The following is a 23,381-nucleotide window of genomic DNA, read 5'->3' as shown; positions in this document are numbered from 1 at the left end:
CGCCCCTCGATGTGGTATGAGCCCACTCCCGGCGCACGGGGGTGCGACTCGCGCTGCAGGGAGCCAGGGGAAGCAGGCCCGCGCACCCGGCAGCCGGAAGATACCGCGTAGACCCTTAGAGAGGCCGAGCTCTCACCTGGACCACTGGGAGTGCACCGCGTGGGCCTGTCTACGGGTGGGGTGACCGCAGCGCCGACGACCCACCCGGGCCGAGGTACGCGAACGCAGGCGAGTGACCCCAGCGCCCACAACCCACCCGGCCGACCTAAGCCGTCGCGGGAAGGTTCAGCTGGTCCACCACGTGACGGTGGCCGCAAGGCCCTCGTCGAGGGACTCGGGCTCGATGTCCGGGAAGAGTTGCAGCAGAGTGTCGTTGGCAGCTCGCGAGTGCTTCACGTCACCGATCCGACCGGGCACGTGCTCCACCTGCGGATGTGCGCCGGCGGCACGCTGATGGCCGACACCAGGTCGTTGATCGAGGTCTGCGTGCTGTAGGCGAGGTTGACCGGCTCGGGGTGCCAGACGCCGCGTTCGACCGCGGCCAGCAGCACCCGGCACACCGTCGCGACGAAGAGGAAGTCGCGGGTCTGCTCCCCGTCGCCCTCGATGCGCAGGGGGCGCCCGGCCAGGGTCGCGTCGAGGAAGGCCGGGATCACGGCGGCGTACGCGTGATCGGCCCGCTGGCCCGGCCCGTAGACGTTGAACGGGCGGAAGACCAGCGTCTGCAGGCCGTAGGACTGCTGCGCGGCCAGCAGGTACTGCTCCCCGCTCAGCTTGCTCGCGCCGTAGGGCGACATCGGCCGCACCCAGTCGCGCTCGCCGATCGGGGTGGCCGGGTTCGCGCCGTACACCGCGGAGGAGGAGAAGAACACCACGTGCCGGACACCGGCGGCGCGTGCCGCCTCGATCAGGCCGACGGTGCCCGTGACGTTGACCTCGTTGCAGCGCACCGGATCTTGCACGCTGGAGGGCACGCTTCCGATCGCCCCGAGGTGCACGATGTGCTCGACGCCCGCGACCGCACCGGCCAGCACCTCGGGGTCGGTCAACGAGCCGATGACCACCTCGGCATGGACGTCACCCAGGTTGTCGCGCAACCCCGTCGAGAGGTCGTCGAGCACCCGCACGGTGTGCCCCGCCGCGAGCGCCGCCCGGGTGAAGTTGGAGCCGATGAAGCCCGCTCCCCCGGTGACGAGGATCGTTGCCAACGGCTCAGCCGGCCATGGCCTTCTGCAGGTTCTCGTCGATCGCGCCGAGGAACTCCTGCGTCGTCAGGTAGGGCTGCTCCTTGCCGATCAGCAGGGCCAGGTCCTTGGTCATCTTGCCCTCTTCGACGGTCCCGATGCAGACGCGCTCGAGGGTTTCGGCGAAGGCGGTGACCTGCGGGGTCTCGTCCATCTTGCCGCGGTAGGAGATGCCGCGGGTCCAGGCGAAGATCGACGCGATCGGGTTGGTCGAGGTCGGCTTGCCCTGCTGGTGCTGCCGGTAGTGCCGGGTGACCGTGCCGTGCGCGGCCTCCGCCTCGACGGTCTTGCCGTCGGGGGTCATCAGCACCGAGGTCATCAGGCCGAGGGAGCCGAATCCCTGCGCCACCGTGTCGGACTGGACGTCACCGTCGTAGTTCTTGCAGGCCCACAGGTAGCCGCCCTCCCACTTCAGGGACGCCGCGACCATGTCGTCGATCAGCCGGTGCTCGTACGTGATGCCCAGCGCGTCGAACTTCGCCTTGAACTCATTGTCGAAGATGCGCTGGAAGATGTCCTTGAACTGACCGTCGTAGGCCTTGAGGATCGTGTTCTTGGTCGACAGGTAGACCGGCACCTTGCGGTCCAGGCCGTAGGTGAGCGAGGCGCGCGCGAAGTCCTCGATCGACTTGTTGTAGTTGAACATCCCCATTGCGACGCCGCCGTCGTCGCCGTACTTGGCGACCTCGTACGTCGTCTCCTTGCCGCCGCCCTCGGGCGTGAAGGTGATGGTCACGGTGCCGGCGCCGGGCACCTTGAAGTTCTGCGCCTTGTACTGGTCGCCGTGCGCGTGACGGCCGATGATGATCGGCTTGGTCCAGCCCGGCACCAGCCGCGGGATGTTGCTGATGATGATCGGCTCGCGGAAGATCACGCCGCCGAGGATGTTGCGGATCGTCCCGTTGGGGCTGCGCCACATCTCCTTGAGACCGAACTCCTCGACGCGCGCCTCGTCCGGGGTGATCGTCGCGCACTTCACGCCGACGCCGTACTGCTTGACGGCGTTCGCGGAGTCGACGGTCACCTGGTCGTTGGTCGCGTCCCGGTTCTCGATGCCCAGGTCGTAGTACTTCAGGTCCACGTCCAGATAGGGATGGATCAACCGGTCCTTGATGAACTGCCAGATGATGCGCGTCATCTCATCACCGTCGAGTTCGACGATGGGGTTCTTGACCTTGATCTTCTCCATGCGGGCGGTAGCTCCTCGAGGGACGGTGTGTCGTCGGGCGGCCCGTCGCGGATGGGGACTGGGCCGCCCTGCGAGAGTATCGCGGGGCGGCCCGTTGGCCGGAATCGGTGGGGTCAGCCCACGGTATGGACCGAGTCGGCGACGATGGTGAGGACGATCCGTTGCTGGTCGCGACCGCCGTACCAGGGATAGGGCCGACCGGTGTAGCGCTGCGACAGCGCCTCGATGTGCTCAACCGCGCCATCGGTGCTCATGGACACGACCCGTCCGCGCACCTCGAAGTAGCGCCACGGCTGCTGAGGGTCGGAGACGGCCACTGCCACCCGGGGATCGCGCTGCAGGTTGCGGACCTTCTGGAAACCGACGACCGTGTTGATCAGGACGTGTTCGCCGTCGGTGTCGACCCACGTCTGGGTGATCTGCGGGCCGCCGTCCGGCATGAGCGTGGTGACGAAACACGGGCTGGGCGCACGCAGCAGAGCGAGCAGTTCAGCGGGCAGGTCCATGTCGGCTCCTCGGCGGGGTGTCGTCCTGGGGTCAGCCTAGGGACGGGCGCGTCCGTCGTCCGGCGTCCCCTCTCGACCATCGCTCGCAGGCCGTTTCGGCCCGCAAACCCGCGCTGCTACCGTCGAAGTCATTCACTGGGCGCGCCCTTCTGCGCGTGCCCGCCGTCCACACGAAGGGGTTCCCACCCGTGAGCACCACGCCCGTCAAGGTCGCCGTCACCGGCGCCGCCGGCCAGATCGGCTACAGCCTGCTTTTCCGCATCGCGAGCGGCGCGCTCTTCGGGGCCGACACCCCGGTCGAGCTGCGGCTGCTGGAGATCACCCCTGCGCTGAAGGCGCTGGAGGGCGTGGTCATGGAGCTGGACGACTGTGCGTTCCCGACGCTCGCCGGCGTGCAGATCGGCGACGACCCCAACACGATCTTCGACGGCGTGAACCACGCGCTGCTGGTGGGCGCCCGTCCGCGCGGACCCGGCATGGAGCGCGGCGACCTGCTCGAGGCGAACGGCGGCATCTTCGCCCCGCAGGGCAAGGCACTGAACTCCGTTGCGGCAGATGACATCCGGGTCACCGTGACCGGCAACCCGGCCAACACCAACGCGCTCATCGCCATGTCGAACGCCCCCGACATCCCCCAGGAGCGCTTCTCCGCGCTGACCCGTCTGGACCACAACCGCGCCATCTCGCAGCTGGCCGCCAAGACCGGCGCATCCGTGACCGACATCAAGAAGATGACGATCTGGGGCAACCACTCCGCCACCCAGTACCCCGACCTCTTCCACACGCTCGTCGGTGGCCGCGTCGCCGCCGAGGTCGTCAACGACCAGCAGTGGCTGGAGTCGACCTACATCCCGACCGTCGCCAAGCGCGGCGCAGCGATCATCGACGCGCGCGGCTCGTCCTCGGCCGCGTCCGCCGCGTCGGCGACCATCGACCACGTGCACGACTGGGCCGCCGGCACCCCCGCCGACGACTGGGTGTCGATGTCGGTCTGCTCCGACGGTTCGTACGGCGTGCCCGAGGGTCTCATCTCCTCCTTCCCTGTCACCGTCGCCGACGGCACGTGGTCGATCGTCCAGGGCCTGGAGATCGACGACTTCTCCCGCGGCAGGATCGACGCCACCGTCAAGGAGCTCGGCGAGGAGCGCGACGCGGTCAAGGGTCTCGGCCTGATCTGACCCACCGCTCCACGACGAAGGCCCGGCGCGAGCGATCGCGCCGGGCCTTCGTATATGCGTCTCAGATCTTGACGACGGCGAAGATCACGACGATCGCCAGCGCGAAACCGCACAGCGTCAGGACATCGACCATCCGCGAGCGCACGGCGAGGCCGTCGGTGACCGACGCGGGCAGGAGACGCAGGAACGCGGCGAGCAGGAGCACGACCGCGAGCGCGTACCCGCCGGCACGCAACGACCCGAAGTAGGCGATCAGCAACGCCACGACACTGGCCAGCGCGATGGTCCACCAGGCGGGACCGAGGCGCGCGGGCTTCATCGAAGCCGGCGCTCGGCCGCCTCGACGACGTTGACCAGCAGCATCGCGCGCGTCATCGGCCCGACACCCCCGGGGTTCGGCGACACGTGACCGGCGACCTCGGCGACATCGGCCGCGATGTCGCCGGCGATCTTGCCGTCGACCCGCGAGACACCGACGTCCAGGACGGCCGCGCCCGGCTTGACCATGTCGGCGGTGACCAGGTCGGGCACCCCCGCGGCGGCCACGACGACGTCCGCAGTGCGCACGATCGAGGCCAGGTCACGCGTGCCGGTGTGGCACAGCGTGGCCGTCGAGTTCTCGGTACGGCGGGTCAGCAGCAGCCCCAGCGGCCGGCCCACGGTCAGCCCGCGCCCGATGACCACCACGTGCGCGCCGGCGAGCGGCACCTCGTAGCGGCGCAGCAGCTCGATGACGCCGATCGGCGTGCACGGCAGCGGACCGCTCTCGCCGAGCACGAGCTTGCCCAGGTTGAACGGGTGCAGCCCGTCGATGTCCTTGTCGGGGTCGACTCGCGACAACAGCGCGAATTCGTCCAGACCCGTGGGCTGTTGGACCAGGAACCCGGTGCAGTCGGGGTCGGCGTTGAGCTCGTCGATGACGGCTTCGACCTCGGCCTGCGTGGCGCCGGCGGGCAGGTCGCGACGGATGGAGTTGATGCCGATCTTGGCGCAGTCGCGGTGTTTGGCGCCGACGTACCAGTGGCTGCCCGGGTCATCGCCGACGAGGACGGTACCGAGCCCCGGAGTGATGCCGCGCGCCTTCAGGGCCTCGACGCGAACCCGCAACTCGTCCATGATCGTCGCCAGGGTGGCCTTGCCGTCCATCACGATCGCCGTCACGGCGGACATCCTCGCACGGGCGCCTAGGCGAGCGGGGCCTGGTCGCGGGCGCCCGGTAACGTCACCGATCGTGAGCTGGACCGTCCGCACCGTGGCCTACACCGATCCCGACGCGCAGACCCTCATCCGCGAGCTCGACGACGACATGACCGCGCGGTACGGCGGCGTCGATGCGACGCCGGTGGCGCCCGACCAGTTCGCGCCGCCCGTCGGCACGTTCGTGGTCGCCGCCGACGAACGCGGCCTGATGGCTGCGCCGGGCTGCGTGCGGCGAGCGCCGGCGACGTGGAGCTGAAGCGGATGTACGTGCGTGCGTCGCGGCGTCGCGAGGGGCACGCGGCACGCCTGCTCGGCGTACTGGAGGAACGGTCGCGGGCCCTGGGGTTCACCCGGCTGATCCTCGAGACCGGGACGGCGCAGCCGGAGGCGATGGCGCTCTACGAACGCCTCGGCTACGACGCGATCCCCGGCTTCGGCTACTACAAGGACGAGCCGCTCTCCCGCTGCTACGCCAAGCGCCTCACCTGAGCGGCCGGCTTCAGCCGGGCAGCACCGACAGACGCACCTGGCGGACGGGGTTGTCGACGTTGAGGTCGACCAGGCAGATGCTCTGCCAGGTGCCGAGCGCCAACTGACCGTCGACGATCGGCACCGTCGCGTACGGCGGGATCAGCGCCGGCATCACATGCGAGCGCCCGTGGCCCTTGCTGCCGTGCTGATGGATCCACCGGTTGTCGGCGGGCAACAGGTCCCGCAGCGCGTGCAGCAGGTCCTCGTCGCTGCCCGCGCCGGTCTCCAGGATCGCGACGCCGGCCGTGGCGTGCGGGACGAAGACGTGCAGCAGTCCCGAGTCCACCCCGCGCAGGACTCCCTCGCACTGCCGGGTGATGTCCAGGACGACCTCGCCATCGCCGGTGCGGATCTCGATCGTCTCGGTCTGCATGACCCCATCCTCCCGCTCAGTGCGCGAAGTGGCGGGTGCCCGTGAAGTACATCGCGATGCCCGCCCCCTGCGCCGCGTCGATGACCGACTGGTCGCGCATCGACCCGCCCGGTGCCACGACCGCGATGACGCCGGCGTCGATGAGCACCTGCAGCCCGTCCGGGAACGGGAAGAACGCGTCGGATGCGGCGACCGCGCCGCGCGCCCGCTCGGCGCCCGCACGGTTCACCGCGAGGTGGCAGGAGTCGACCCGGTTGACCTGGCCCATGCCGATGCCGACGGATGCACCGTTGCGCGCCAACATGATCGCGTTGGACTTGACCGCCCTGATCGCGCGCCACGCGAACTGCAGGTCGCGCGCGATGTCCTCCTCGACCGGATCGCCGGACACCAGCCGCCACGAGGCGAACTGGTCGCCTCCGACGACCTTGCCGGCGTCGTCGTGCACGATCGCGTCGACGTTGTCGGAGTGCTGCATGAGCATGCCGCCGGAGATGTGCCGGATCTCGCCCACCTGCTCACGCGGGTCGGCCAGCAGCAGCCGGATGTTCTTCTTGCCCTTCAGGATCTCCAGCGCCTCGGGATCGAAACCGGGCGCGACGACGACCTCGGTGAAGATGTCCTTCACCGTGTCCGCCATCTCGGCCGTGACGTCGCGGTTGGTGGCGATGACCCCGCCGAACGCCGATGTGGGGTCGCAGTCGTGTGCGCGCCGGTGCGCATCGGCGATGTCGCTGCCCACCGCGATCCCGCACGGGTTGGCGTGCTTGATGATCGCCACCGTCGGCGCCCCGCCATGGTCGTACGCCGCCCGGTGAGCCGCGTCGGCGTCGACGTAGTTGTTGAAGGACATCTCCTTGCCGTGCAGCAGCTCCCCCTGGGCCAGACCGGGCGAGGGCAGGAAGCCGTCGTAGTAGAGCGCCGCGGCCTGGTGCGGGTTCTCGCCGTACCGCAGCGCGCGCGCCTTGTCGTACGTCGCGCCGACCCACGCCGGGAAGCCCTCACCGTCGCTGGTGTCGGTGAGCACGTTGCCCATCCACGACGCCACGGCCACGTCGTACGTCGCGGTGTGCACGAACGCCTCCGCCGCGAGCCTCTGACGCTCGCCCAGCGTGAACCCACCTGCGCGGACGGCAGCCAGCACCTCGTCGTACGTCGTGGGGTCCGTCACCACGGCGACCGAGCGGTGGTTCTTGGCCGCACCGCGCACCATGGACGGGCCACCGATGTCGATCTGCTCGACACACTCGGCCTCGCTCGCGCCGGAGCCGACCGTGTCCGTGAACGGATAGAGATTGGAGATCAGCAGGTCGAACGGCTCGATCTCCAGATCGGCCAGTTGCGCCACATGCGAGGGGTTCTCGGTGTCGGCCAGCAGCCCTGCGTGGACCTTCGGGTGCAATGTCTTGACCCGCCCGTCCAGGCACTCGGGGAATCCGGTCAGGTCCTCGACCGCCGTCACCGGCACGCCGAGGTCGGCGATCAGGCCCGCGGAACCGCCGGTCGAGACGAGCGTGACGCCCGCCTCGTGCAGGCCGCGCACCAGCGCCTCGAGACCGGTCTTGTCGTAGACCGACACCAACGCCCGGCGGATGGGGCGTCGGCGTTCGTTCGCGTGCTGTGTCACGGGATCTGGACCTTTCGTCCGTTGACGGTGAAACCTTCGCGGGCCATCCGGCCCACGTAGTCCACGAGCTGGGGGCGCTCGACGGACTTGATGCGCTCGGTGAGCGCGTCGACCGTGTCGTCGCCGTGCACCGGCACGGTGGCCTGGGCCACGATCGCGCCGGTGTCGACGCCCTCGTCGACCACGAAGAGGGTGGCGCCCGAGACCTTCACGCCGTACTCGAGCGCATCGGCGGGGCCGTGGATGCCGGGGAAGCTGGGCAGCAGCGCGTTGTGGCTGTTGAGGTAGCGACCGCCGTACCGCGCCAGGAACCGCTCGCCCACCAGCTTCAGGAAGCCCGCGGACACCACCAGGGCCGGGTCGTACGCCGCGACCATGTCGGCCAGTTCGGCGTCCCAGGCCTGCCGGTCGGGGAAGTCGCGCACCCGGCAGACGAAGGTCGCGATCCCGGCGCGTTCGGCGCGGGCGAGGCCCTCGATGTTGGGGCGGTCGGCGCCGACGGCCGCGATCCGCACGCCGTACGCGGGGTCGGCGGTCGCGTCGATCAGGGCCTGCAGGAGGGTGCCGGACCCGGAGACGAGCACCACGATGGACACCGGTGCAGCGGCTTCGGACACGATGAGCAGGCTACCGGGTGGCGTGGGGGCCTCCCCACCGCGCACCAGCGCGGGCGATCGCCTCAGACGTGCGAGCGGCGCACCCTGATGTAGTGCAGGGCGGCGGCCGCGACGAGCGCTCCGACCACGAACTCGAGCGCGAAGAGGGGCAGGACGACCAGGCCCACCTGCGCGCGGGCCAGCGGCGCACCGCTGACGTGCGCCCCGGCGATCCAGGCGAGCAGCGACATCCCCACCGTCAGCAGGCCGGCGGCGCTCGCCGCGGCCGTCAGCTGGTGCGCAGCCCCGACAGGGTGCTGAGCGCTCCGGCGGCGCGGGCCCCGGCGTAACCACCGGCCAGGACGACGACGAGCGGCACCACCCGCAGGTACACCGGGAACGCGCCGGGATCGGGGATCGCACCCAGCACCGGGATGCTGGGCAGCAGACCGGTGTGCACGGCACCGGATGAGACCGTGGCGGTGCCGACGTGGACGCTCGCGCCACTGGTCCACCCGGTGATGAGCACGACCATGTTCGGCACGCTGGCCAGCTGCGCCAGCGCCAGGATCACGGTGCCGACCGCGCCCGGGCCGAGCAGCCCGTTGACCTGGCCGATCCGCGACATGTGGGTCGCGACGAGGAGCACGAGCACCAGGGTGGCGACCGCGAAGAGGGCGAGTGCGGCCTCGCATGCGGGGCGCACACCACGGCGTACGCCGTCCGGCACCCGCTCCCACCAGTCCGCGCACACGGCGTACGCCGGGGCGTCGGGCTCGGCGCGCAGGGCCCAGCCGAAGCCGGCCGCAGCCACCACGATCGCGCCGGGGATGACCGTGAGGAAACGGGGTGTCGCTGCGCCGGTCGCACCGAGCAGGGCCAGGAGCAGGCCGGCGATCAAATATCCGCCGATGAAGAGGGCCACGGGGTGCCACCAGCGACCGGCGTCGCGCCCCTCGTGCTCGACCTCGCGCAGAAGGGCCTTGGCACCGGCGCGGGCGCACCAGAGCGCGAGCGCGGTGAAGATCAGGGGGCGAACGTGACCACGTGCGTGACGCTGCCGGCCGGCGCGCGCAGCGACCCGTGATGGGCCAGGACCCACCCGTCGCCGGCGAAGGACATCGCGTCCAGCCAGCTCACGCTGCTGCGCGAGTCGGCGGTCCAGGCGACGAGCGAGGGGACGAGGAGCACGAGGGCGAGCGCGACGGCGCCGACCGCGCCGTACACCAGGGCCAGACCGCCGAGGCGGCGGTTGAAACGGCCTGCCGGGCGCAGGACGGTGACGTTGCGGTCGCGTTGGAGCACACTCATGGTGGCCCTATGCTCGCCGCTCGCGGGCGTCGGATGGGTGCGGCGCGCCGACGGTCCCCAGGGACGCGGAGGAGCCCGGACATGGAACGAGCGACGCAGGTGACCCTGCGTCGCTCGTTCCGTCTGAAAATCGTTGTGGTTAGCGGGCGTCCATCTCGGTGAAGTGACGCTCGGTCTCGCCGACGTAGATCTGGCGCGGGCGGCCGATCTTGGTGGCCGGGTCCTCGATCATCTCGCGCCACTGGGCGATCCAGCCCGGCAGGCGACCGATGGCGAAGAGCACCGTGAACATCTCGGTCGGGAAGCCCATGGCCTTGTAGATCAGGCCGGTGTAGAAGTCGACGTTCGGGTAGAGCTTGCGCGACACGAAGTAGTCGTCCTTGAGGGCGATCTCCTCGAGGCGGATGGCGATGTCGAGCAGCGGGTCGTCGACGCCCATCTTCTCCATGACCTCGTGCGCGAACTTCTTGGCGATCGCGGCGCGCGGGTCGTAGTTCTTGTAGACGCGGTGCCCGAAGCCCATGAGCTTCACGCCGTCTTCCTTGTTCTTGACCTTGTTCATGAAGGTCTCGACGTCGTCGCCGCTCTCGTGGATCTCGCCCAGCATCTCCAGGACGGCCGAGTTCGCGCCGCCGTGCAGCGGACCGGACAGCGCGTGGATGCCGGCCGAGATGGAGGCGAACAGGTGCGCCTGCGCCGAACCGACCAGTCGCACCGTGGAGGTGGAGCAGTTCTGCTCGTGGTCGGCGTGCAGGATGAAGAGCATGTCCAGCGCCTTGGCGATGGTGGGGTCCACGTCGTACGGCTCGGCGGGGAAGCCGAACGTCATGCGCAGGAAGTTCTCGACCAGGTTGAGGCTGTTGTCCGGGTAGAGCAGCGGCTGGCCCTGGCTCTTCTTATGCGCGTACGCCGCGATCGTCGGCAGCTTGGCCATCAGGCGGATCGTCGACAGCTCGATCTGGTCGGGGTCCTTGATGGAGAGGCTGTCCTGGTAGAAGGTGCCGAGCGCGGAGACCGCGGCCGACAGCACCGACATCGGGTGCGCGTCGCGCGGGAACGCCGCGAGGAGGTCCTTGAGGTCCTCGTGCAGCATCGTGTGCCGGGAGATGCGGGAGCGGAACGCGTCCAGCTGCTCGGCGGTCGGCAGCTCGCCGTAGATGAGCAGGTAGGAGACCTCGATGAAGGTCGACTTCTCCGCGAGCTCGTCGATGGGGTAGCCGCGGTAGCGCAGAATGCCAGCGTCACCGTCGATGTAGGTGATCTCGGACTGGCAGGACGCGGTGTTGACGAAGCCGACGTCGAGCGTGACGTTGCCGGTCTCCTTCAACAGAGCGGCGATGTCGTATCCGGAGCTGCCTTCTTTGGCCGGGACGAGCTTGAAGTCCAGCTTGGTGTCGCCGGCCGAGAAAGTGGCCGTGCCCTGATCCGTCATGTGCCATCCGTCCTTGTTGTTCCTGGGCGCATGCTGCGCGCGTCTGGGCGCGTCGAACGCACCCGAAATTGAGGCATCTTGGACGGTACCTCAGGTCGAGAACACCCCCGGACCGACCCCCAGCCGCAAAAAGCGCGTTGTTTGTGGCCCTGTCAACCCACGCTGAGACGCTGTACGGCGGCTGCGATCCGCTCGTCCGTGGCGGTGAGTGCGATCCGTACGTGCTGCTCCCCCGCTGCGCCGTAGAAGTCGCCGGGCGCCGCGAGGATCCCGCGTTCGGCGAGGCCCTGGATGCTGTCGCGGCACGGCCGGTCCTGCGTCGCCCAGAGGTAAAGACCCGCTTCAGAGCTGTCGATTCGCCATCCCGCCCCCTCCAGCGCGGCGCGCAGGGAGGTACGCCGCGCGGCGTACACCCGCTTCTGCGCGGCGACCGCGTCGTGGGCAGTCAGACCCGCGATCAGGGCCCGCTGGATCGGCCACGGCACGATCATCCCGGCGTGCTTGCGCACCTGCACCAGACGGGCGACGAGGCGGGGGTCGCCGGCCGCGAACGCGGCTCGGTAGCCCGCCAGATTGCTCTGTTTGGACAGCGAATACACCGCCAGCAGGCCGGAGTGATCTCCGCCACACACGCGGTCGTCGAGGATGCTCGGGGTCGTCGGACCCTCGGCGTCCTCGCGCCAGTCGAGCTCGGCGTAGCACTCGTCGCTGGCCACCACCACGTCGTGCTCACGCGCCCAGGCGACCACCTTCGCCAGGTGCTCGATGGGCAGAACGCGACCGTCGGGGTTGCCGGGAGTGTTGAGCCACAGCAGTTTCGGAGGCTTCGGGCCGAACGTCAGGGTGCTGTCCGGGGCGACCGGGGTGGCGCCGGCGAGGCGCGCGCCCACGTCGTACGTCGGGTAGGCGATCCGCGGGATGCCGACCACGTCACCCGCGCCCAAGCCCAGCAGGGTCGGGAGCCAGGCGACGAACTCCTTGCTGCCGATGGTCGGCAGCACCCCGTCCGGATCGACGCCGGTGGCGTGCCGCCGGCGGGCGAACCACGCCGCCACGGCCTCCCGCAGGTCGGGGGTGCCCCAGACCTGCGGGTAGCCGGGCGCGTCCGCCGCGTCGCGCAACGCTTGCTGCACCGGCTCCGGGGTGGGGTCGACCGGCGTACCGACCGACAGGTCCACCACGCCGCCGGGGTGGGCGGACGCGGTGGCCTTGGCCTGCGCGAGCGAGTCCCAGGGGAAATCGGGCAGCGAGGCGATGCTCACGGGTTCTTACTCGTCGTGCTCTTGGATCGGCAGATCGGCGATGACCGGGTGGTCCTTGTTGATCATGCCCATCTTGGCGGCGCCGCCGGGGCTGCCGAGGTCGTCGAAGAACTCGACGTTGGCCTTGTAGTAGTCGGCCCACTGCTCGGGGACGTCGTCCTCGTAGTAGATGGCCTCGACGGGGCAGACCGGCTCGCACGCACCGCAGTCGACGCACTCGTCCGGGTGGATGTAGAGCGAGCGTTCACCCTCGTAGATGCAGTCAACGGGACACTCTTCGATGCACGCCTTGTCCTTCAGGTCGACACACGGCTGAGCGATCACGTAGGTCATTGCGGCAGACCCTTCCTGCATGTGGTGGGGCGCGGACGCCATCGGGCGCGTCCTTCGGCTCGACTTAGTATGACGGCCCGATGCCTGAGCCTCCCAACCAGCCTGACCTCACCCGCACCCTGACGGTGGGGATGCGGGTGGTGTTGCGGCACCGGCTCGACGGCGGGCTGACCGATGCGCTGGGCCCGCTGGTGTCCGCGGACGACACGACGCTCGTCGTACAGACCCGGCGCGGGCGCGTCACGGTCGCGCGCGTCGACGTGGTCGCGGCCAAGGAGGTGCCCCCTGCCACCGTACGCCGGGGCGCGCCGCACCTCGCGCCGTCGATGGCGGATCTGCAGGAGCTGATGGTGGCGGGGATGCCGCCGCTGCGCTCGGAGTGGCTCGGCCGGTGGTTGCTGCGGGAGGCGTCGGGTTACACCGGTCGTGCCAATTCCGTTCTGCCGCTGGGTGATCCGGGCGTGCCGTTGTCCGATGCCCTCGCCTTCGTCGCCTCCTGGTACGCCGACCGCGGCGGAGCGCCGCTGCTGCAGGTCTACGGCCCGTCGGGGTTCTCCGTTGCCGACGACGCGGTCGGCGGCGCGGCGATCGACGCCGGGTGGACGGCGTTCCAGCGCACGCTGGTGATGACGGGTTCGGTGGACGCGCTGGCCGTTGGTGGCGGGTCCTCTACGGCGACGGTCGCGGACCGGCCGGACGACGCCTGGTGGTCCGGCGCGGCGCCGCGCGAGCAGGAGCACCGCGCCACGGCGACGGCGATCTTCGACCAGATCCCGGACGCCGCGTACCTCACGCTCCGCGCGGACGCCATCCGTCCCGAGGTCTCGGGCGGTGCGGATGCCATCCGTCCCGAGGTCACGGCCGGCGACGTGGTCGCGGTCGGGCGCACGGCCTTCGCGCACGCGTGGGCCGGGGTGCTCTCGGTGCACGTGCCGCCGGCGTACCGGCGCCGCGGTCTGGCCCGCCAGGTGATGACGCTGGCTGCGCGCGAGGCACGGGCGCGCGGCATCCGCTCGATGTACCTGCAGGTCTCGCAGGACAACACGGCAGCGGTGCGGCTCTACGAGTCGCTCGGCTTCGCGATCCACCACGAGTATTACTACCTCCGCGCCCCCGCCGCCCCACGAGCTGCACGAGCCGCACGCGCCCCACGCTGACGGCGTTCGCGACCGTTGACGGCGTTCGAACGCCGTCAACGAACGGGAAGACCGTCAGGGTGGGAGACCCAGGGCCGGCCCGGTACTGGTTCGAGGCCCGCCTGCACCAGGATCCGGCGCAATCGTGCCGGCTCGAACGCGTCGTCCCAGATCCAGCGGACCACCCGATGAGTGCGTCGGATCGCGTCTTCGCGGAGCTTCTCCCGCCAGACGACCTCTTCGGCAGCGCCCCCTGAGAAACCGTCGGCGCGGTACTTCACTCGTCCGTCGAACTCGCCGATCAGATCACCCCATCCGAAGTCGCCGTATGCCGCGCGGCGTTCGCCGTCGGGGATGCGCACTTGCAGTTCGGGTTGCGGGAACCCCATCTCGAACATCCGCGCTCTGCTGAGCGACTCGCCTTCGGAGCCGCTGCGGCGGTCTGCGAGGCTCACGACTCGCTGCAGCCTGCCGGCGTCCTATCGCGCGGGATGGGAGGGCAGCGATCTCGGCGGTCAGCTGGGCCCGGACGCACTTCCCTTCTCGCAGCGCCGAGTCCGCGGTCACCAGGGCCGAAGAGAACAGCGTGCTGCGCGCGAGGTCGACGACGGTGCGCGCGACCGACGTCACCGGCAACCCCGAGACGTAGTCGGCGGGCGGCACCTCGTGCACGCGATGCCGCCGCACGAGCGCGCTGGAACCGGCGGCGTCCGATGACACGGTGACATCGACGTGTTGAGGCCACGCGCCCACGATCGGCAGCCCCCACAAGGCCGCGGCGGCATGGAAGGAGAACACGGGGTGCGGCCGCTTGTGCATCTTCGCCGCCGTGGCATGCACCAGGGTCAGGTGCCGCTGGCCGCCGTACATGCCGTCCCACTCGTCCGACTCCACGTAGCTTCCCCGACGGATGCGGCGCAGTGTCGAACCGTCTGAGGGGTCCTCGCGGGCGCGGGTGAGCTCGACAGCATGGACGATCAGCGATCGTGGGTCGGCCTTGGGCATCTCCCGACGGTGGCACTTCTGCGTACCCGACGTCCGAAGTTGTCCACAGGGCCGTCCGGGCTGACGGCGTTGGCGTTCATTGACGGTGTTCGAACGCCGTCACCGAACGCAAAGACCGTCAGGGTCGTGTCGCGAAAGGGCGGAGCGTTAGGTGGTGCGGGGGGTGAGGCGGCGCAGGGAGGACTCCCCCACCACGACCGCTGCGAGCAGCACCACCCCGAGCCCCGCGCCGAGCAGGCAGACGCCCGACCAGTGGTAGGTGGAGGCGACCCTCGTGGCGACCCACGAGCCGGCGGCACCGCCGATGAAGTAGGCCGTCATGTATGCCGCATTGACCCGCGCTCGCGCGTCTCCGGCGAGGGAGTAGATGCGGCTCTGGTTGGTCACCTGCAGCGACTGGCAGGCGAGATCCAGCAGCACCACACCGATCAGCAGCGCGATGAGCGACGCCCGCCCCCCGGCCAGCAGCGCCCACGACACCAGGAAGAGCAGCGCGGCGCCGACCGAGGCGTAGAGCTGGTGACCGCCGTCGGCGAGCCGTCCGATGAGGGGCGCGGCCAGCGCGCCGGCGACACCGGCCAGCCCGAAGAGGCCGATGACGCCCTCGGAGTAGTGGTACGGCGACCCCGACAGGAGCCCGGTGATCGCGGTCCAGAGCACGCTGAACTGGGCGAAATTCAGTGCGCCGTAGAGCATCCGACGCCGCAGTATCGGCTCGGTGCGCACCAGCCGCGCGACCGACCCGAGCAGTCCGCCGTACGACGTCCGCACCGTCGGCGGGCTGTCCGGCAACCCTCGCCATAGCCCGGCCGCGAGCAGCAGGACGAGCGCTGCGGCGACGAGGTAGACCGAGCGCCAGCCGCCCACCTCGGCAAGCAGCCCCGCCAAGGTGCGGGCCAGCAGGATGCCGATGAGCAGCCCGCTCATGACGGTCCCGACGACAGAGCCGCGGTCATCGTCGGAGGCGAGCGCGGCCGCGAGCGGCACGACCACCTGGGCGACGACCGAGAGCAGTCCCACGATCAGGAGCATCACCAGCAGCCAGGCCTCGTTCTGGGCGAACGCGGTCAGCACCAGGGCCACAGCGGTCGCCAGCGTCATGCCGACGATGAGCCGCCGCCGTTCCAGCAGGTCGCCGAGGGGCAGCACGAAGAGCAGGCCCGCGGCGTACCCGAGCTGGGTGACCGTCACGAGAATCCCCACCGCACCGGACGCGATGTGCAGATCGCGTCCGATCAGGTCGAGCAACGGCTGGCTGTAGTAGAGGTTGGCCACCGACACGCCGGCGGCGAGAGCCATCAGCAGGACGAGCGGCCGCGACAGCTGCGATCCGCCGGTGGCGGTCGTCTCAGCGGGGGCGGCGGTGGGCACGGCCTGGCTCCTGACGGTCGAGGTGGGTCATTGCCTTGCGCAACCACTTCGGCTGCCGATGTGTTCCACCGAGCCGGTGAGGAGAGCGGCGCCTCAGCCGCAGACGACCAGGTCCGCCGGCTGGTAGGTCGTGGTGAGCGACTCGTCCTTGACGACCTTGCCACCTCGCTTGACCACCCGGGTCACGGTGACCTTGAATCCGGGCACCGCCGGCTGCGGGAGGCAGCCGGGCGTCTTGATGTGCTGCACTCCGGCCTTCTTGATGTCGAACTGGGGCCCGGTGGTGCTCGTGACGGAGAAGACCGACGTGCCGTAGAGGCGCATCACCGAGTAGTTGGACTCGGTACGCGCCTCGATGACGATGCCGTGACCGGTGTCGTTGGTCCACTTGTTGTCGATGGTCGGGACCGACAGCGTGGCCTCGCGGCCCATCGGGTAGCGCGAGATCCAGTAGGAGTGCGCCTGGTGGGTGTCCTCCTGCACCCCCGCGAAGAAGGTCGCGTTGTACATCGTGGTCGACACCTGCGACAGCCCGCCGCCGGTGCCGAGCACGTCGCGACCGTCCTGCAGCACCGGCGCGTCGACGTAGCCGTTGGCCTTCGTGATCGGCGACAGGGCGGCCAGCAGGCTGAACTGCTCGCCGGGCGCGACGTAGGTGCCGTTGAGCTTGGAGAGACCGTTCTTGATGTTGATCGTGCGGGCAGCGTTCTGCGCGCCGAGCGGGTAGCGCGACCGGAACTCGCTGACCACGGTGGTGCTGATCTGCGACGGGTCGACCGTGACGCCCTTCTGCAGGACGACCGAGGCGGTGACGGTACGTCGGCCGGCCTGCAGCGCCGCGATCAGCGCGGCACCGGTCTTGACCGGATCGACGGCGGTGCCGTTCTCGCCCGCGATAACCTTCTTGGTCGGCACGATGTCGTTCATCTCGACCTTGGCGTTGCGCGCGGGCGTCGCCAGCTGAGCGCCCAGCGTGCTCATCAGGGTCGCCATCGCGGACGGGATGATCGCCAGTTTCAGCGAGTTGCCGCTCGGCACCGTCTTCAGCACCTCGGACAGCTGGGCCGGGGTGATGCTCACCTGCTGCGAGCCGTTGACGAGGGTCACCGGACCGGCCAGCGCCGCAGTGGCGGGTCCGGCGGCGAACGCGTCGACGGTCTTGTCGGTCAGCACCGGCGACTGCCGGGTCAGTGTGGCGGTGTACGACGTCCGACCGGGCCACCCCGCCGCGATGCTGGTGGCGAGCGAGGCGGCGTCGACACCGCGACCGGGCTGGGCGTGGGTGACCTTGACCTTGCCGCCCAGGAGTTTCACCGTCCCCGGCGCCGGCGCACCCTTGATGGAGGCGCTCGCGGCGGCGATCGCCGCTTGCAGCTTCGCCTTGTCGACGGTGGTCTTGAGCCGGCGGGTGGGACCGCCGGTGTAGCGCTTCCACAGTGCGCTGGGGGACAGCGTGAAACCGGTCAGGCCGTTCAGGGCTCCGGTGGGGTCGTACGCCAGGCCCGCGCTCGCCGGGTTGATCTGCAGAGTGCGGCCAGCGGCGGTGAACGTGACCGGCTTGCGCTCGGCGGCCGCGACGTGAGCGACCAGGCGCTGCTCGGCGGCGGCCTTGCTCTGCCCCCCGACGACGACTCCGTCCACGGTGGTACCGCTCGGCACCCAGTCGGTGTGGACGACCGCGACCCCGGCGTACGCCGCGAGCGCGACGACGAGCACTCCGATCCCGCCGACCAGTCCCCAGCCCCTACGGGATCGCCCCGAACCCTCGCTCACGGATGTGCTCCAAACCGTCCTCGGTAGTAGGTGAGGGCATCCTGCGGCCGCTCGGCGTCCCGCATGGCGACCACCGCTCCGACGACCAGTGTGTGATCCCCGGCGGCGTGCGCGTCGACCGTGCGGCACTCCAGCTGAGCCAGGGCGTCGTCCACCAGGGCGACCCCCGTCGCCCCGCCACGAGTATGCGGCACCCGGTCGAGCTGATCATGTAACGGACGCCCGCGGGTCGCCAGCCACGCCGCGGTGCTGCGCGCGCTGGCCGGCAGGATGCTGATCCCCCACACACCCGCCTCGATGATCGCGTCGTGGAAGCGCGCCTCCTGCTCGACGCTGGCCACCACGAGCACCGGGTCGAGGGACACCGACATGACCGCGCTGGCGGTCATCGCGTGATCGAGGCCGCCGGCGTACGTCGTGAGGACGGTGACGCCCGTGACCAGTCGCCCGATCACCCGGCGGTAGTAGTCGGGGTCGACGCCCTGCACCGCTCCGGCGCCCGGCTGCTCGATGGTCATACCGACAACCTCTGCCGCGACGTCTCGTGCGCGGCGATGAGTCCGCCTGTCGCAGCATCGATCTCGGCGAACCCCTCACGGCCGGAGAGGACGGCGACGATGTCGTTGGAGAGGGCGTAGTAGTGACCGTCATGGACCGTGACCTGGGTGCGATGGCACCGCAGCGCCTCGGCCTGCGTCTCGATGCACGACTGATCGACCACCTCATGGGTCACCTGCGCATCCGGGACCACCGACGGCGGGAACGGATCATCCAGGCCGAGGGTGGTGCAGCCCTCGATGGAGGACTCGAGGCACATCTGGCGGTCTTGCTGCGCCCACGATCGCGGGGTGACGGTGGCGAACAGACGCGGACGTTCCCCGGCAGCCAACGATCCGACCCCGGAGACGACCGCCCGGTGCACCTGGATGTGATCGGGGTGGGCGTACCCGCCGTGCTCGTCGTAGGTCACGACCACGTCCGGTGCCAGCTCGCGTACGACGCCTGCCACGGCTGCGCCCACGACCTCGACCGGCGCGGCAGCGAACGCTCGCGGGTGCCGGGACGCCGGAGATCCCGCCATCCCCGAGTCCCGCCAGTCACCGGGCAGGAACCGTGATGATGTGACGCCGAGCGTCTTCATCGCACACGCGAGCTCGCCCCGGCGTACGTCGGCCAGCGGGTCCGCGACGTCGTCCGGACGGGGCTGACCCGCCGGCAACTCCAGGTGGGCGAGGTCGGCCGGGATGACCTCGCCCTCCTCGCCCAGGGTCGCGGTCAGCACATGCACCTCGTGCCCCTCGCGCACGTGGTGCGCGATCGCGATCCCGTTGGCGAGCGTCTCGTCGTCGGGATGCGCGTGCACGAAGAGCAGGCGTGCCATCGCGGCCTAGCGGCGTGCCCGGGACAGCGCGCGACCGCGCTCGCTCTGATCGAGGATCAACTTGCGGATGCGCACCGACTCCGGCGTCACCTCGACGCACTCGTCCTCGCGGCAGAACTCCAGGCTCTGCTCCAGCGACAGCTTGCGCGGCGGGAAGATCTTCTCGAAGTTGTCGGCGCTCGAAGCTCGTACGTTGCTGAGCTTCTTCTCCTTCGTGATGTTCACGTCCATGTCGTCGGTCCGGGAGTTCTCGCCGATGATCATGCCCTCGTAGACCTCGGTGGTCGGGTCGACGAACAGGGTGCCGCGCTCCTGCAGGTTGACCATCGCGAACGAGGTCACCGCGCCCGAGCGGTCGGAGACCAGGGACCCCGACGTACGGGTGATGATCTGGCCGAACCACGGCTCGTACCCGTCGAAGACGTGGTTGGCGATGCCGGTGCCGCGGGTCTCGGTGAGGAACTCGGTGCGGAAGCCGATCAGCCCGCGCGACGGCACCTTGAACTCCATCCGGATCCAGCCGGTGCCGTGGTTGGTCATCTGCTCCATGCGGCCCTTGCGCGACGCCAGGATCTGCGTGATCGGACCGAGATACTCCTCGGGGGTGTCGATCGTGAGGCGCTCGACCGGCTCCTGCAGCTTGCCGTCGACCTCGCGGGTGACGACCTGCGGCTTGCCGACGGTCAGCTCGTAGCCCTCGCGGCGCATCTGCTCGACCAGGATGGCCAGCGCCAGCTCACCACGGCCCTGCACCTCCCAGGCGTCGGGCCGCTCGGTTGAGAGCACACGCAGCGAGACGTTGCCGATCAGCTCCCGGTCGAGGCGGTCCTTGACCATCCGGGCGGTGACCTTGCTGCCACGTACCTTGCCGACCAACGGCGAGGTGTTGGTGCCGATGGTCATCGAGATGGCCGGCTCGTCGACGGTGATGAGCGGCAGCGGGATCGGGTTCTCGGGGTCGGCCAGCGTCTCACCGATGGTGATCTCGGGGATGCCCGCGACGGCGATGATGTCGCCCGGTCCGGCCTCATCGGCGCTCTTGCGCTCCAGACCGTCGGTCATCAGCAGCTCGGTGATCTTCACGCGTTGCTGGGTGCCGTCGTGACGGCACCACATGGCCTGCTGGCCCTTGCGGATCACGCCGTTGCGCACCCGCAGCAGTGCGAGGCGGCCGAGGAAGTTGCTGGAGTCGAGGTTGGTGACGTGCGCCTGCAGGGGCGCCTCGTCGTCGTACGACGGTGCCGGGATGGTCTTCAGGATCGTGGCGAAGAGCGGCTCGAGGTCGCTGCCCTCGGGCATCTCGCCGTTGGCCGGTCGGGTCAGCGAGGCGATGCCGGCGCGTGCGGAGGCGAAGACCACCGGGAAGTCCAGCTGGTCGGCGTGGCCGTCAGCGTCGTCGAGCAGGTCCATGAAGAGCTCGTAGGTCTCCTCCTCGACCTCCTCGATGCGGCTGTCGGGGCGGTCGACCTTGTTGATGCAGAGGATGACCGGCATCTTCGCGGCCAGCGCCTTGCGCAGCACGAAGCGGGTCTGCGGCAGGGGGCCCTCGGACGCGTCGACGAGCAGCACGACGCCGTCGACCATGGACAGGCCGCGCTCGACCTCGCCGCCGAAGTCGGCGTGACCGGGGGTGTCGATGATGTTGATGGTGACCGGGTGGCCGTCCGCGGCCGGACCGTCGTACGAGATAGCGGTGTTCTTCGCGAGGATCGTGATGCCCTTCTCGCGCTCGAGGTCGCCGGAGTCCATCACCCGCTCACCGGTGGTCTCGACGGTCTGGCGATCGCTGAACGCACCCGTCTGCCAGAGCATCTTGTCCACGAGCGTGGTCTTGCCGTGGTCGACGTGAGCGACGATGGCGACGTTGCGTACGTCGTCCCGAGTTTTCATGGGCATGATTTCGATTATCTCAGGGAAACGGGGCGTTTCTGACCACGCACCATCGGTGGCCGCCCACGACCACCGGCGATCCTGCCGGCGAGCAGCAGCCCGAGAAGGGCCATCAGCACGGGCACGCTGAGCAGCGTGACGAAGGTCGCAGGCCGCAACTGCGCGCGGTGCGCCGCGATCCAGGCGCCTCCGATCGCCGTCACGACGCTGCCCGCGAGCGAGGACGCCAGGTAGATCGCGGACTGGTAGCGGCCCTGCTCCTGCACCGGGGCGAGGGCCAGCGAGGCCACGGACAGAGCGGGCACGACGGTGCCGATCCCCAGGCCGGCCACGGCCCAGGCGATCAGGGGCAGCGCCACCGGCACCGTGGGGACCGCGAGCGCGACCGTGCCGACGAGACCGGCGGTCATGGCGGCGAAACCGGCGCGCACCCGCAGGGTCGGCGACGTCCGGGCCTGGATCTTGTCGCGGCCGTGCACCCACGACCCCGCGGCCCAGAAGACGCCGGTGATGGTCAGCGTGATGCCGGTCGTCGCCGGCCCGAAACCGCGCACGCGGGTGAGCGTGAGCGGTAGGAAGCCGCCCGACATCCCGAACCCCGCGCTCGTGAGCGCGCGCAACGCCACGACCGTCGGCATACCGCGTGCGGCGCGCAACGTGCCCGCCGGCAGCGCTCGCCGGGTGAGGACGAGCAGGGCGGGCAGGGACGCGAGCATCAGCGCGGCACCGACCCACTCCGCGGGGCCGCCGAGCAGGGCTCCGGCCAGGACCAGGACCGCGGCCACCAGGGAGCAGCCCGCCCCCGCACGCACCAGACGTTTCCGGTCGGCCGGCCAGGCGCCCGATGAGTCCGACAAGCCCCGTGCCGGGCCGCGCAGAGCGGGAGAAAGGAGCGCGTACGCGGGCAGCAGGAGCAGCGCGGTGACCGTGAAGGCCCAGCGCCAGCCGAGGGACTGCGCGATCAGACCCGACACCGGAGGTCCGACGACCGAGGGCAGCACCCACGCCACGGCCATCGCACCGAACATCCTGGGACGGAGCACCTCCGGGAGGGCCTGCGCCAGCAGCACCGTGACGCCGATGTCCAGCCCGGCCTCGGACACCCCGGACACCCACCGCGTGGCCACCAGCACCAGCATCGTCGGGGCCAGCGCCGAGCCCAGCTGCCCGACGACGAAGAGCGCCGCGGACCGGCGCAGCAGCCAGGACGGGCCGCGGCGGTCCACGATCACCCCGAAGAGCGCCACCGCTGCGATGTAGGCCACCATCGGGGCCGCGCCGGCCGCGCCGAAGAGTGCCAGGCCGTGCAGCTGGGTCGAGGCCGCGGGCAGCACCGTGCCGGTGGCGCGGTCGGCGTACGCGCCGAGCGTCACCATCGCCAGACCGCCTGCGGTGACCGGCAGCCTGCCGCGTGACCAGAGGCCGGTGGCGAGAGCGGCGTCCGGCGCTTCGTCGATTGTCTCGGATGTCACAGACCACATGTTGATAGTTAAAGTCGACTTGAAGTCAAGGGGTGGCCTGAACCGGAGGGACATGATGGACACGCGCGACGAATTGAGCATCGGACAGGTAGCCGAGCGCAGCGGATTCGCCGCTTCGGCGGTTCGCTACTACGAATCCGAGGGGCTGCTGCAATCCACCCGCGATGCCGGCGGACGACGGCGCTTCCGGCGTTCGGTACTGCGCCGCCTCGCGTTCATCCGGGCGGCGAGCAACGTCGGATGCTCCCTGGAGGAGATCCGCGAGGAGCTCGATCGGCTGCCGAGCGGCCGCACCCCCACCAGGGCCGACTGGCAGCGCATCTCACGGCACTGGCGTACCCGGCTCGACGAGCGCATCGAAGCGCTGCGGAAGCTGCGCGACGGCTTGGACTCCTGCATCGGGTGCGGCTGCCTGTCCCTCGGGACGTGCCGGATGTCCAACCCGCAGGACGCCGCCGCGTCCGACGCCCGCGCGCCCGGCGCGGCGTTCCTGCCGGCGGCCCTGCGGCGGCCGGACGGTTCCCCTTCGTCTGCAAAGGTGTAATGATGTAATCAAGTAATC

At 70.1% G+C, this 23,381-nt stretch carries 26 protein-coding genes; 5 read left to right on the top strand and 21 right to left on the bottom strand.

The window, feature by feature from the left end; translation table 11 throughout:
* Positions 1–392: 392 nt before the first annotated feature.
* The 3 genes from LVQ62_RS07860 to LVQ62_RS07850 form a co-directional block, all read right to left on the bottom strand.
* Positions 393–1,208, bottom strand: a complete 816-nt coding sequence (locus LVQ62_RS07860; protein ID WP_233767205.1) for an NAD-dependent epimerase/dehydratase family protein — start codon at positions 1,206–1,208, stop codon at positions 393–395.
* Positions 1,209–1,212: 4 nt separating this feature from the next.
* Complete coding sequence (locus tag LVQ62_RS07855; protein WP_233767202.1) at positions 1,213–2,433, bottom strand: NADP-dependent isocitrate dehydrogenase; 1,221 nt, start codon at positions 2,431–2,433, stop codon at positions 1,213–1,215.
* Between the two features lie 113 nt (positions 2,434–2,546).
* A complete protein-coding gene (locus tag LVQ62_RS07850) occupies positions 2,547–2,939 on the bottom strand; it encodes a PPOX class F420-dependent oxidoreductase (RefSeq protein WP_233767198.1) in 393 nt (130 codons plus the stop codon).
* A 188-nt stretch (positions 2,940–3,127) separates the two neighbouring features.
* Here LVQ62_RS07850 and LVQ62_RS07845 point away from each other — a divergent pair, with 188 nt between their 5' ends.
* Positions 3,128–4,117: a malate dehydrogenase gene (locus tag LVQ62_RS07845; protein ID WP_233767196.1), complete on the top strand. Its 990-nt coding sequence runs from the start codon at positions 3,128–3,130 to the stop codon at positions 4,115–4,117.
* A gap of 61 nt (positions 4,118–4,178) precedes the next feature.
* Here LVQ62_RS07845 and LVQ62_RS07840 read toward each other — a convergent pair whose 3' ends face one another.
* Together LVQ62_RS07840 and LVQ62_RS07835 are read right to left on the bottom strand one after the other, a co-directional pair.
* Positions 4,179–4,436, bottom strand: a complete 258-nt coding sequence (locus tag LVQ62_RS07840) for a DUF3017 domain-containing protein (RefSeq protein WP_233767192.1) — start codon at positions 4,434–4,436, stop codon at positions 4,179–4,181.
* Positions 4,433–5,278: a bifunctional methylenetetrahydrofolate dehydrogenase/methenyltetrahydrofolate cyclohydrolase gene (locus tag LVQ62_RS07835; RefSeq protein WP_233767190.1), complete on the bottom strand. Its 846-nt coding sequence runs from the start codon at positions 5,276–5,278 to the stop codon at positions 4,433–4,435. Before LVQ62_RS07835 ends, LVQ62_RS07840 begins: the two co-directional genes overlap by 4 nt.
* Before the next feature lie 70 nt (positions 5,279–5,348).
* On the opposite strand from LVQ62_RS07835, the gene LVQ62_RS07830 reads away from it, so the two are divergent.
* Both LVQ62_RS07830 and LVQ62_RS07825 read left to right on the top strand, forming a co-directional pair.
* Positions 5,349–5,573 carry a hypothetical protein gene (locus tag LVQ62_RS07830; protein WP_233767188.1) on the top strand — a complete coding sequence of 75 codons (225 nt, stop codon included), beginning with the start codon at positions 5,349–5,351 and terminating at the stop codon, positions 5,571–5,573.
* Positions 5,574–5,578: 5 nt separating this feature from the next.
* Complete coding sequence (locus LVQ62_RS07825; protein ID WP_233767186.1) at positions 5,579–5,806, top strand: GNAT family N-acetyltransferase; 228 nt, start codon at positions 5,579–5,581, stop codon at positions 5,804–5,806.
* A gap of 10 nt (positions 5,807–5,816) precedes the next feature.
* Here LVQ62_RS07825 and LVQ62_RS07820 read toward each other — a convergent pair whose 3' ends face one another.
* The 9 genes from LVQ62_RS07820 to fdxA all read right to left on the bottom strand — a co-directional run bounded on the left by LVQ62_RS07820 (position 5,817) and on the right by fdxA (position 12,782).
* Entirely contained in the window at positions 5,817–6,221 is a 405-nt protein-coding gene (locus tag LVQ62_RS07820) for a secondary thiamine-phosphate synthase enzyme YjbQ (RefSeq protein WP_179482329.1), read from the bottom strand.
* A 16-nt stretch (positions 6,222–6,237) separates the two neighbouring features.
* Entirely contained in the window at positions 6,238–7,848 is a 1,611-nt protein-coding gene (purH, locus tag LVQ62_RS07815; protein ID WP_233767184.1) for a bifunctional phosphoribosylaminoimidazolecarboxamide formyltransferase/IMP cyclohydrolase, read from the bottom strand.
* Positions 7,845–8,465 carry a phosphoribosylglycinamide formyltransferase gene (gene purN, locus LVQ62_RS07810; protein WP_233767182.1) on the bottom strand — a complete coding sequence of 207 codons (621 nt, stop codon included), beginning with the start codon at positions 8,463–8,465 and terminating at the stop codon, positions 7,845–7,847. Before purN ends, purH begins: the two co-directional genes overlap by 4 nt.
* A gap of 62 nt (positions 8,466–8,527) precedes the next feature.
* The gene (locus tag LVQ62_RS07805) at positions 8,528–8,695 is read right to left on the bottom strand and encodes a hypothetical protein (protein WP_233767180.1); all 168 of its coding nucleotides are present in this window, start codon (positions 8,693–8,695) and stop codon (positions 8,528–8,530) included.
* A 38-nt stretch (positions 8,696–8,733) separates the two neighbouring features.
* Positions 8,734–9,546, bottom strand: a complete 813-nt coding sequence (locus LVQ62_RS07800; RefSeq protein ID WP_233767176.1) for a DUF6350 family protein — start codon at positions 9,544–9,546, stop codon at positions 8,734–8,736.
* Positions 9,471–9,755: a hypothetical protein gene (locus LVQ62_RS07795; protein ID WP_233767173.1), complete on the bottom strand. Its 285-nt coding sequence runs from the start codon at positions 9,753–9,755 to the stop codon at positions 9,471–9,473. Before LVQ62_RS07795 ends, LVQ62_RS07800 begins: the two co-directional genes overlap by 76 nt.
* A gap of 139 nt (positions 9,756–9,894) precedes the next feature.
* A complete protein-coding gene (locus tag LVQ62_RS07790; RefSeq protein WP_179482337.1) occupies positions 9,895–11,187 on the bottom strand; it encodes a citrate synthase in 1,293 nt (430 codons plus the stop codon).
* A 152-nt stretch (positions 11,188–11,339) separates the two neighbouring features.
* Complete coding sequence (gene dapC / locus LVQ62_RS07785) at positions 11,340–12,449, bottom strand: succinyldiaminopimelate transaminase (RefSeq protein WP_304504478.1); 1,110 nt, start codon at positions 12,447–12,449, stop codon at positions 11,340–11,342.
* 6 nt (positions 12,450–12,455) lie between these two features.
* The gene (gene fdxA, locus LVQ62_RS07780) at positions 12,456–12,782 is read right to left on the bottom strand and encodes a ferredoxin (protein ID WP_179482340.1); all 327 of its coding nucleotides are present in this window, start codon (positions 12,780–12,782) and stop codon (positions 12,456–12,458) included.
* 80 nt (positions 12,783–12,862) lie between these two features.
* Here fdxA and LVQ62_RS07775 point away from each other — a divergent pair, with 80 nt between their 5' ends.
* Entirely contained in the window at positions 12,863–13,939 is a 1,077-nt protein-coding gene (locus tag LVQ62_RS07775) for a GNAT family N-acetyltransferase (protein WP_233767168.1), read from the top strand.
* A gap of 35 nt (positions 13,940–13,974) precedes the next feature.
* On the opposite strand, the gene LVQ62_RS07770 is transcribed toward LVQ62_RS07775, so the two are convergent.
* The 7 genes from LVQ62_RS07770 to LVQ62_RS07740 form a co-directional block, all read right to left on the bottom strand.
* On the bottom strand, positions 13,975–14,373 hold the full coding sequence (locus LVQ62_RS07770) for a hypothetical protein (RefSeq protein WP_233767165.1): 399 nt from the start codon (positions 14,371–14,373) through the stop codon (positions 13,975–13,977).
* A 697-nt stretch (positions 14,374–15,070) separates the two neighbouring features.
* On the bottom strand, positions 15,071–16,294 hold the full coding sequence (locus LVQ62_RS07765; protein ID WP_233767162.1) for an MFS transporter: 1,224 nt from the start codon (positions 16,292–16,294) through the stop codon (positions 15,071–15,073).
* A gap of 93 nt (positions 16,295–16,387) precedes the next feature.
* Positions 16,388–18,067, bottom strand: a complete 1,680-nt coding sequence (locus LVQ62_RS07760; RefSeq protein ID WP_233767160.1) for a VanW family protein — start codon at positions 18,065–18,067, stop codon at positions 16,388–16,390.
* Positions 18,064–18,585, bottom strand: coding sequence for a flavin reductase family protein (locus LVQ62_RS07755; RefSeq protein ID WP_233767156.1), 522 nt, complete (start codon positions 18,583–18,585; stop codon positions 18,064–18,066). Before LVQ62_RS07755 ends, LVQ62_RS07760 begins: the two co-directional genes overlap by 4 nt.
* Positions 18,582–19,448: a PIG-L family deacetylase gene (locus LVQ62_RS07750; protein ID WP_233767154.1), complete on the bottom strand. Its 867-nt coding sequence runs from the start codon at positions 19,446–19,448 to the stop codon at positions 18,582–18,584. The genes LVQ62_RS07755 and LVQ62_RS07750 overlap by 4 nt, the downstream gene beginning before the upstream one ends.
* Positions 19,449–19,454: 6 nt before the next feature.
* Positions 19,455–21,344 (bottom strand): translational GTPase TypA, encoded by a 1,890-nt coding sequence (gene typA / locus LVQ62_RS07745; RefSeq protein WP_233767150.1) that lies wholly within the window; start codon positions 21,342–21,344, stop codon positions 19,455–19,457.
* A gap of 8 nt (positions 21,345–21,352) precedes the next feature.
* Positions 21,353–22,810 carry an MFS transporter gene (locus LVQ62_RS07740; protein ID WP_233767148.1) on the bottom strand — a complete coding sequence of 486 codons (1,458 nt, stop codon included), beginning with the start codon at positions 22,808–22,810 and terminating at the stop codon, positions 21,353–21,355.
* A gap of 61 nt (positions 22,811–22,871) precedes the next feature.
* On the opposite strand from LVQ62_RS07740, the gene soxR reads away from it, so the two are divergent.
* Positions 22,872–23,363, top strand: coding sequence for a redox-sensitive transcriptional activator SoxR (gene soxR, locus LVQ62_RS07735; protein ID WP_233767146.1), 492 nt, complete (start codon positions 22,872–22,874; stop codon positions 23,361–23,363).
* The last annotated feature ends 18 nt before the right edge of the window (positions 23,364–23,381 follow it).

It is taken from the genome of Allobranchiibius sp. GilTou73, from assembly GCF_021391335.1.
Lineage (GTDB): Bacteria > Actinomycetota > Actinomycetes > Actinomycetales > Dermatophilaceae > Allobranchiibius > Allobranchiibius huperziae.
This window is presented reverse-complemented; position numbering and strand designations above follow the sequence as displayed.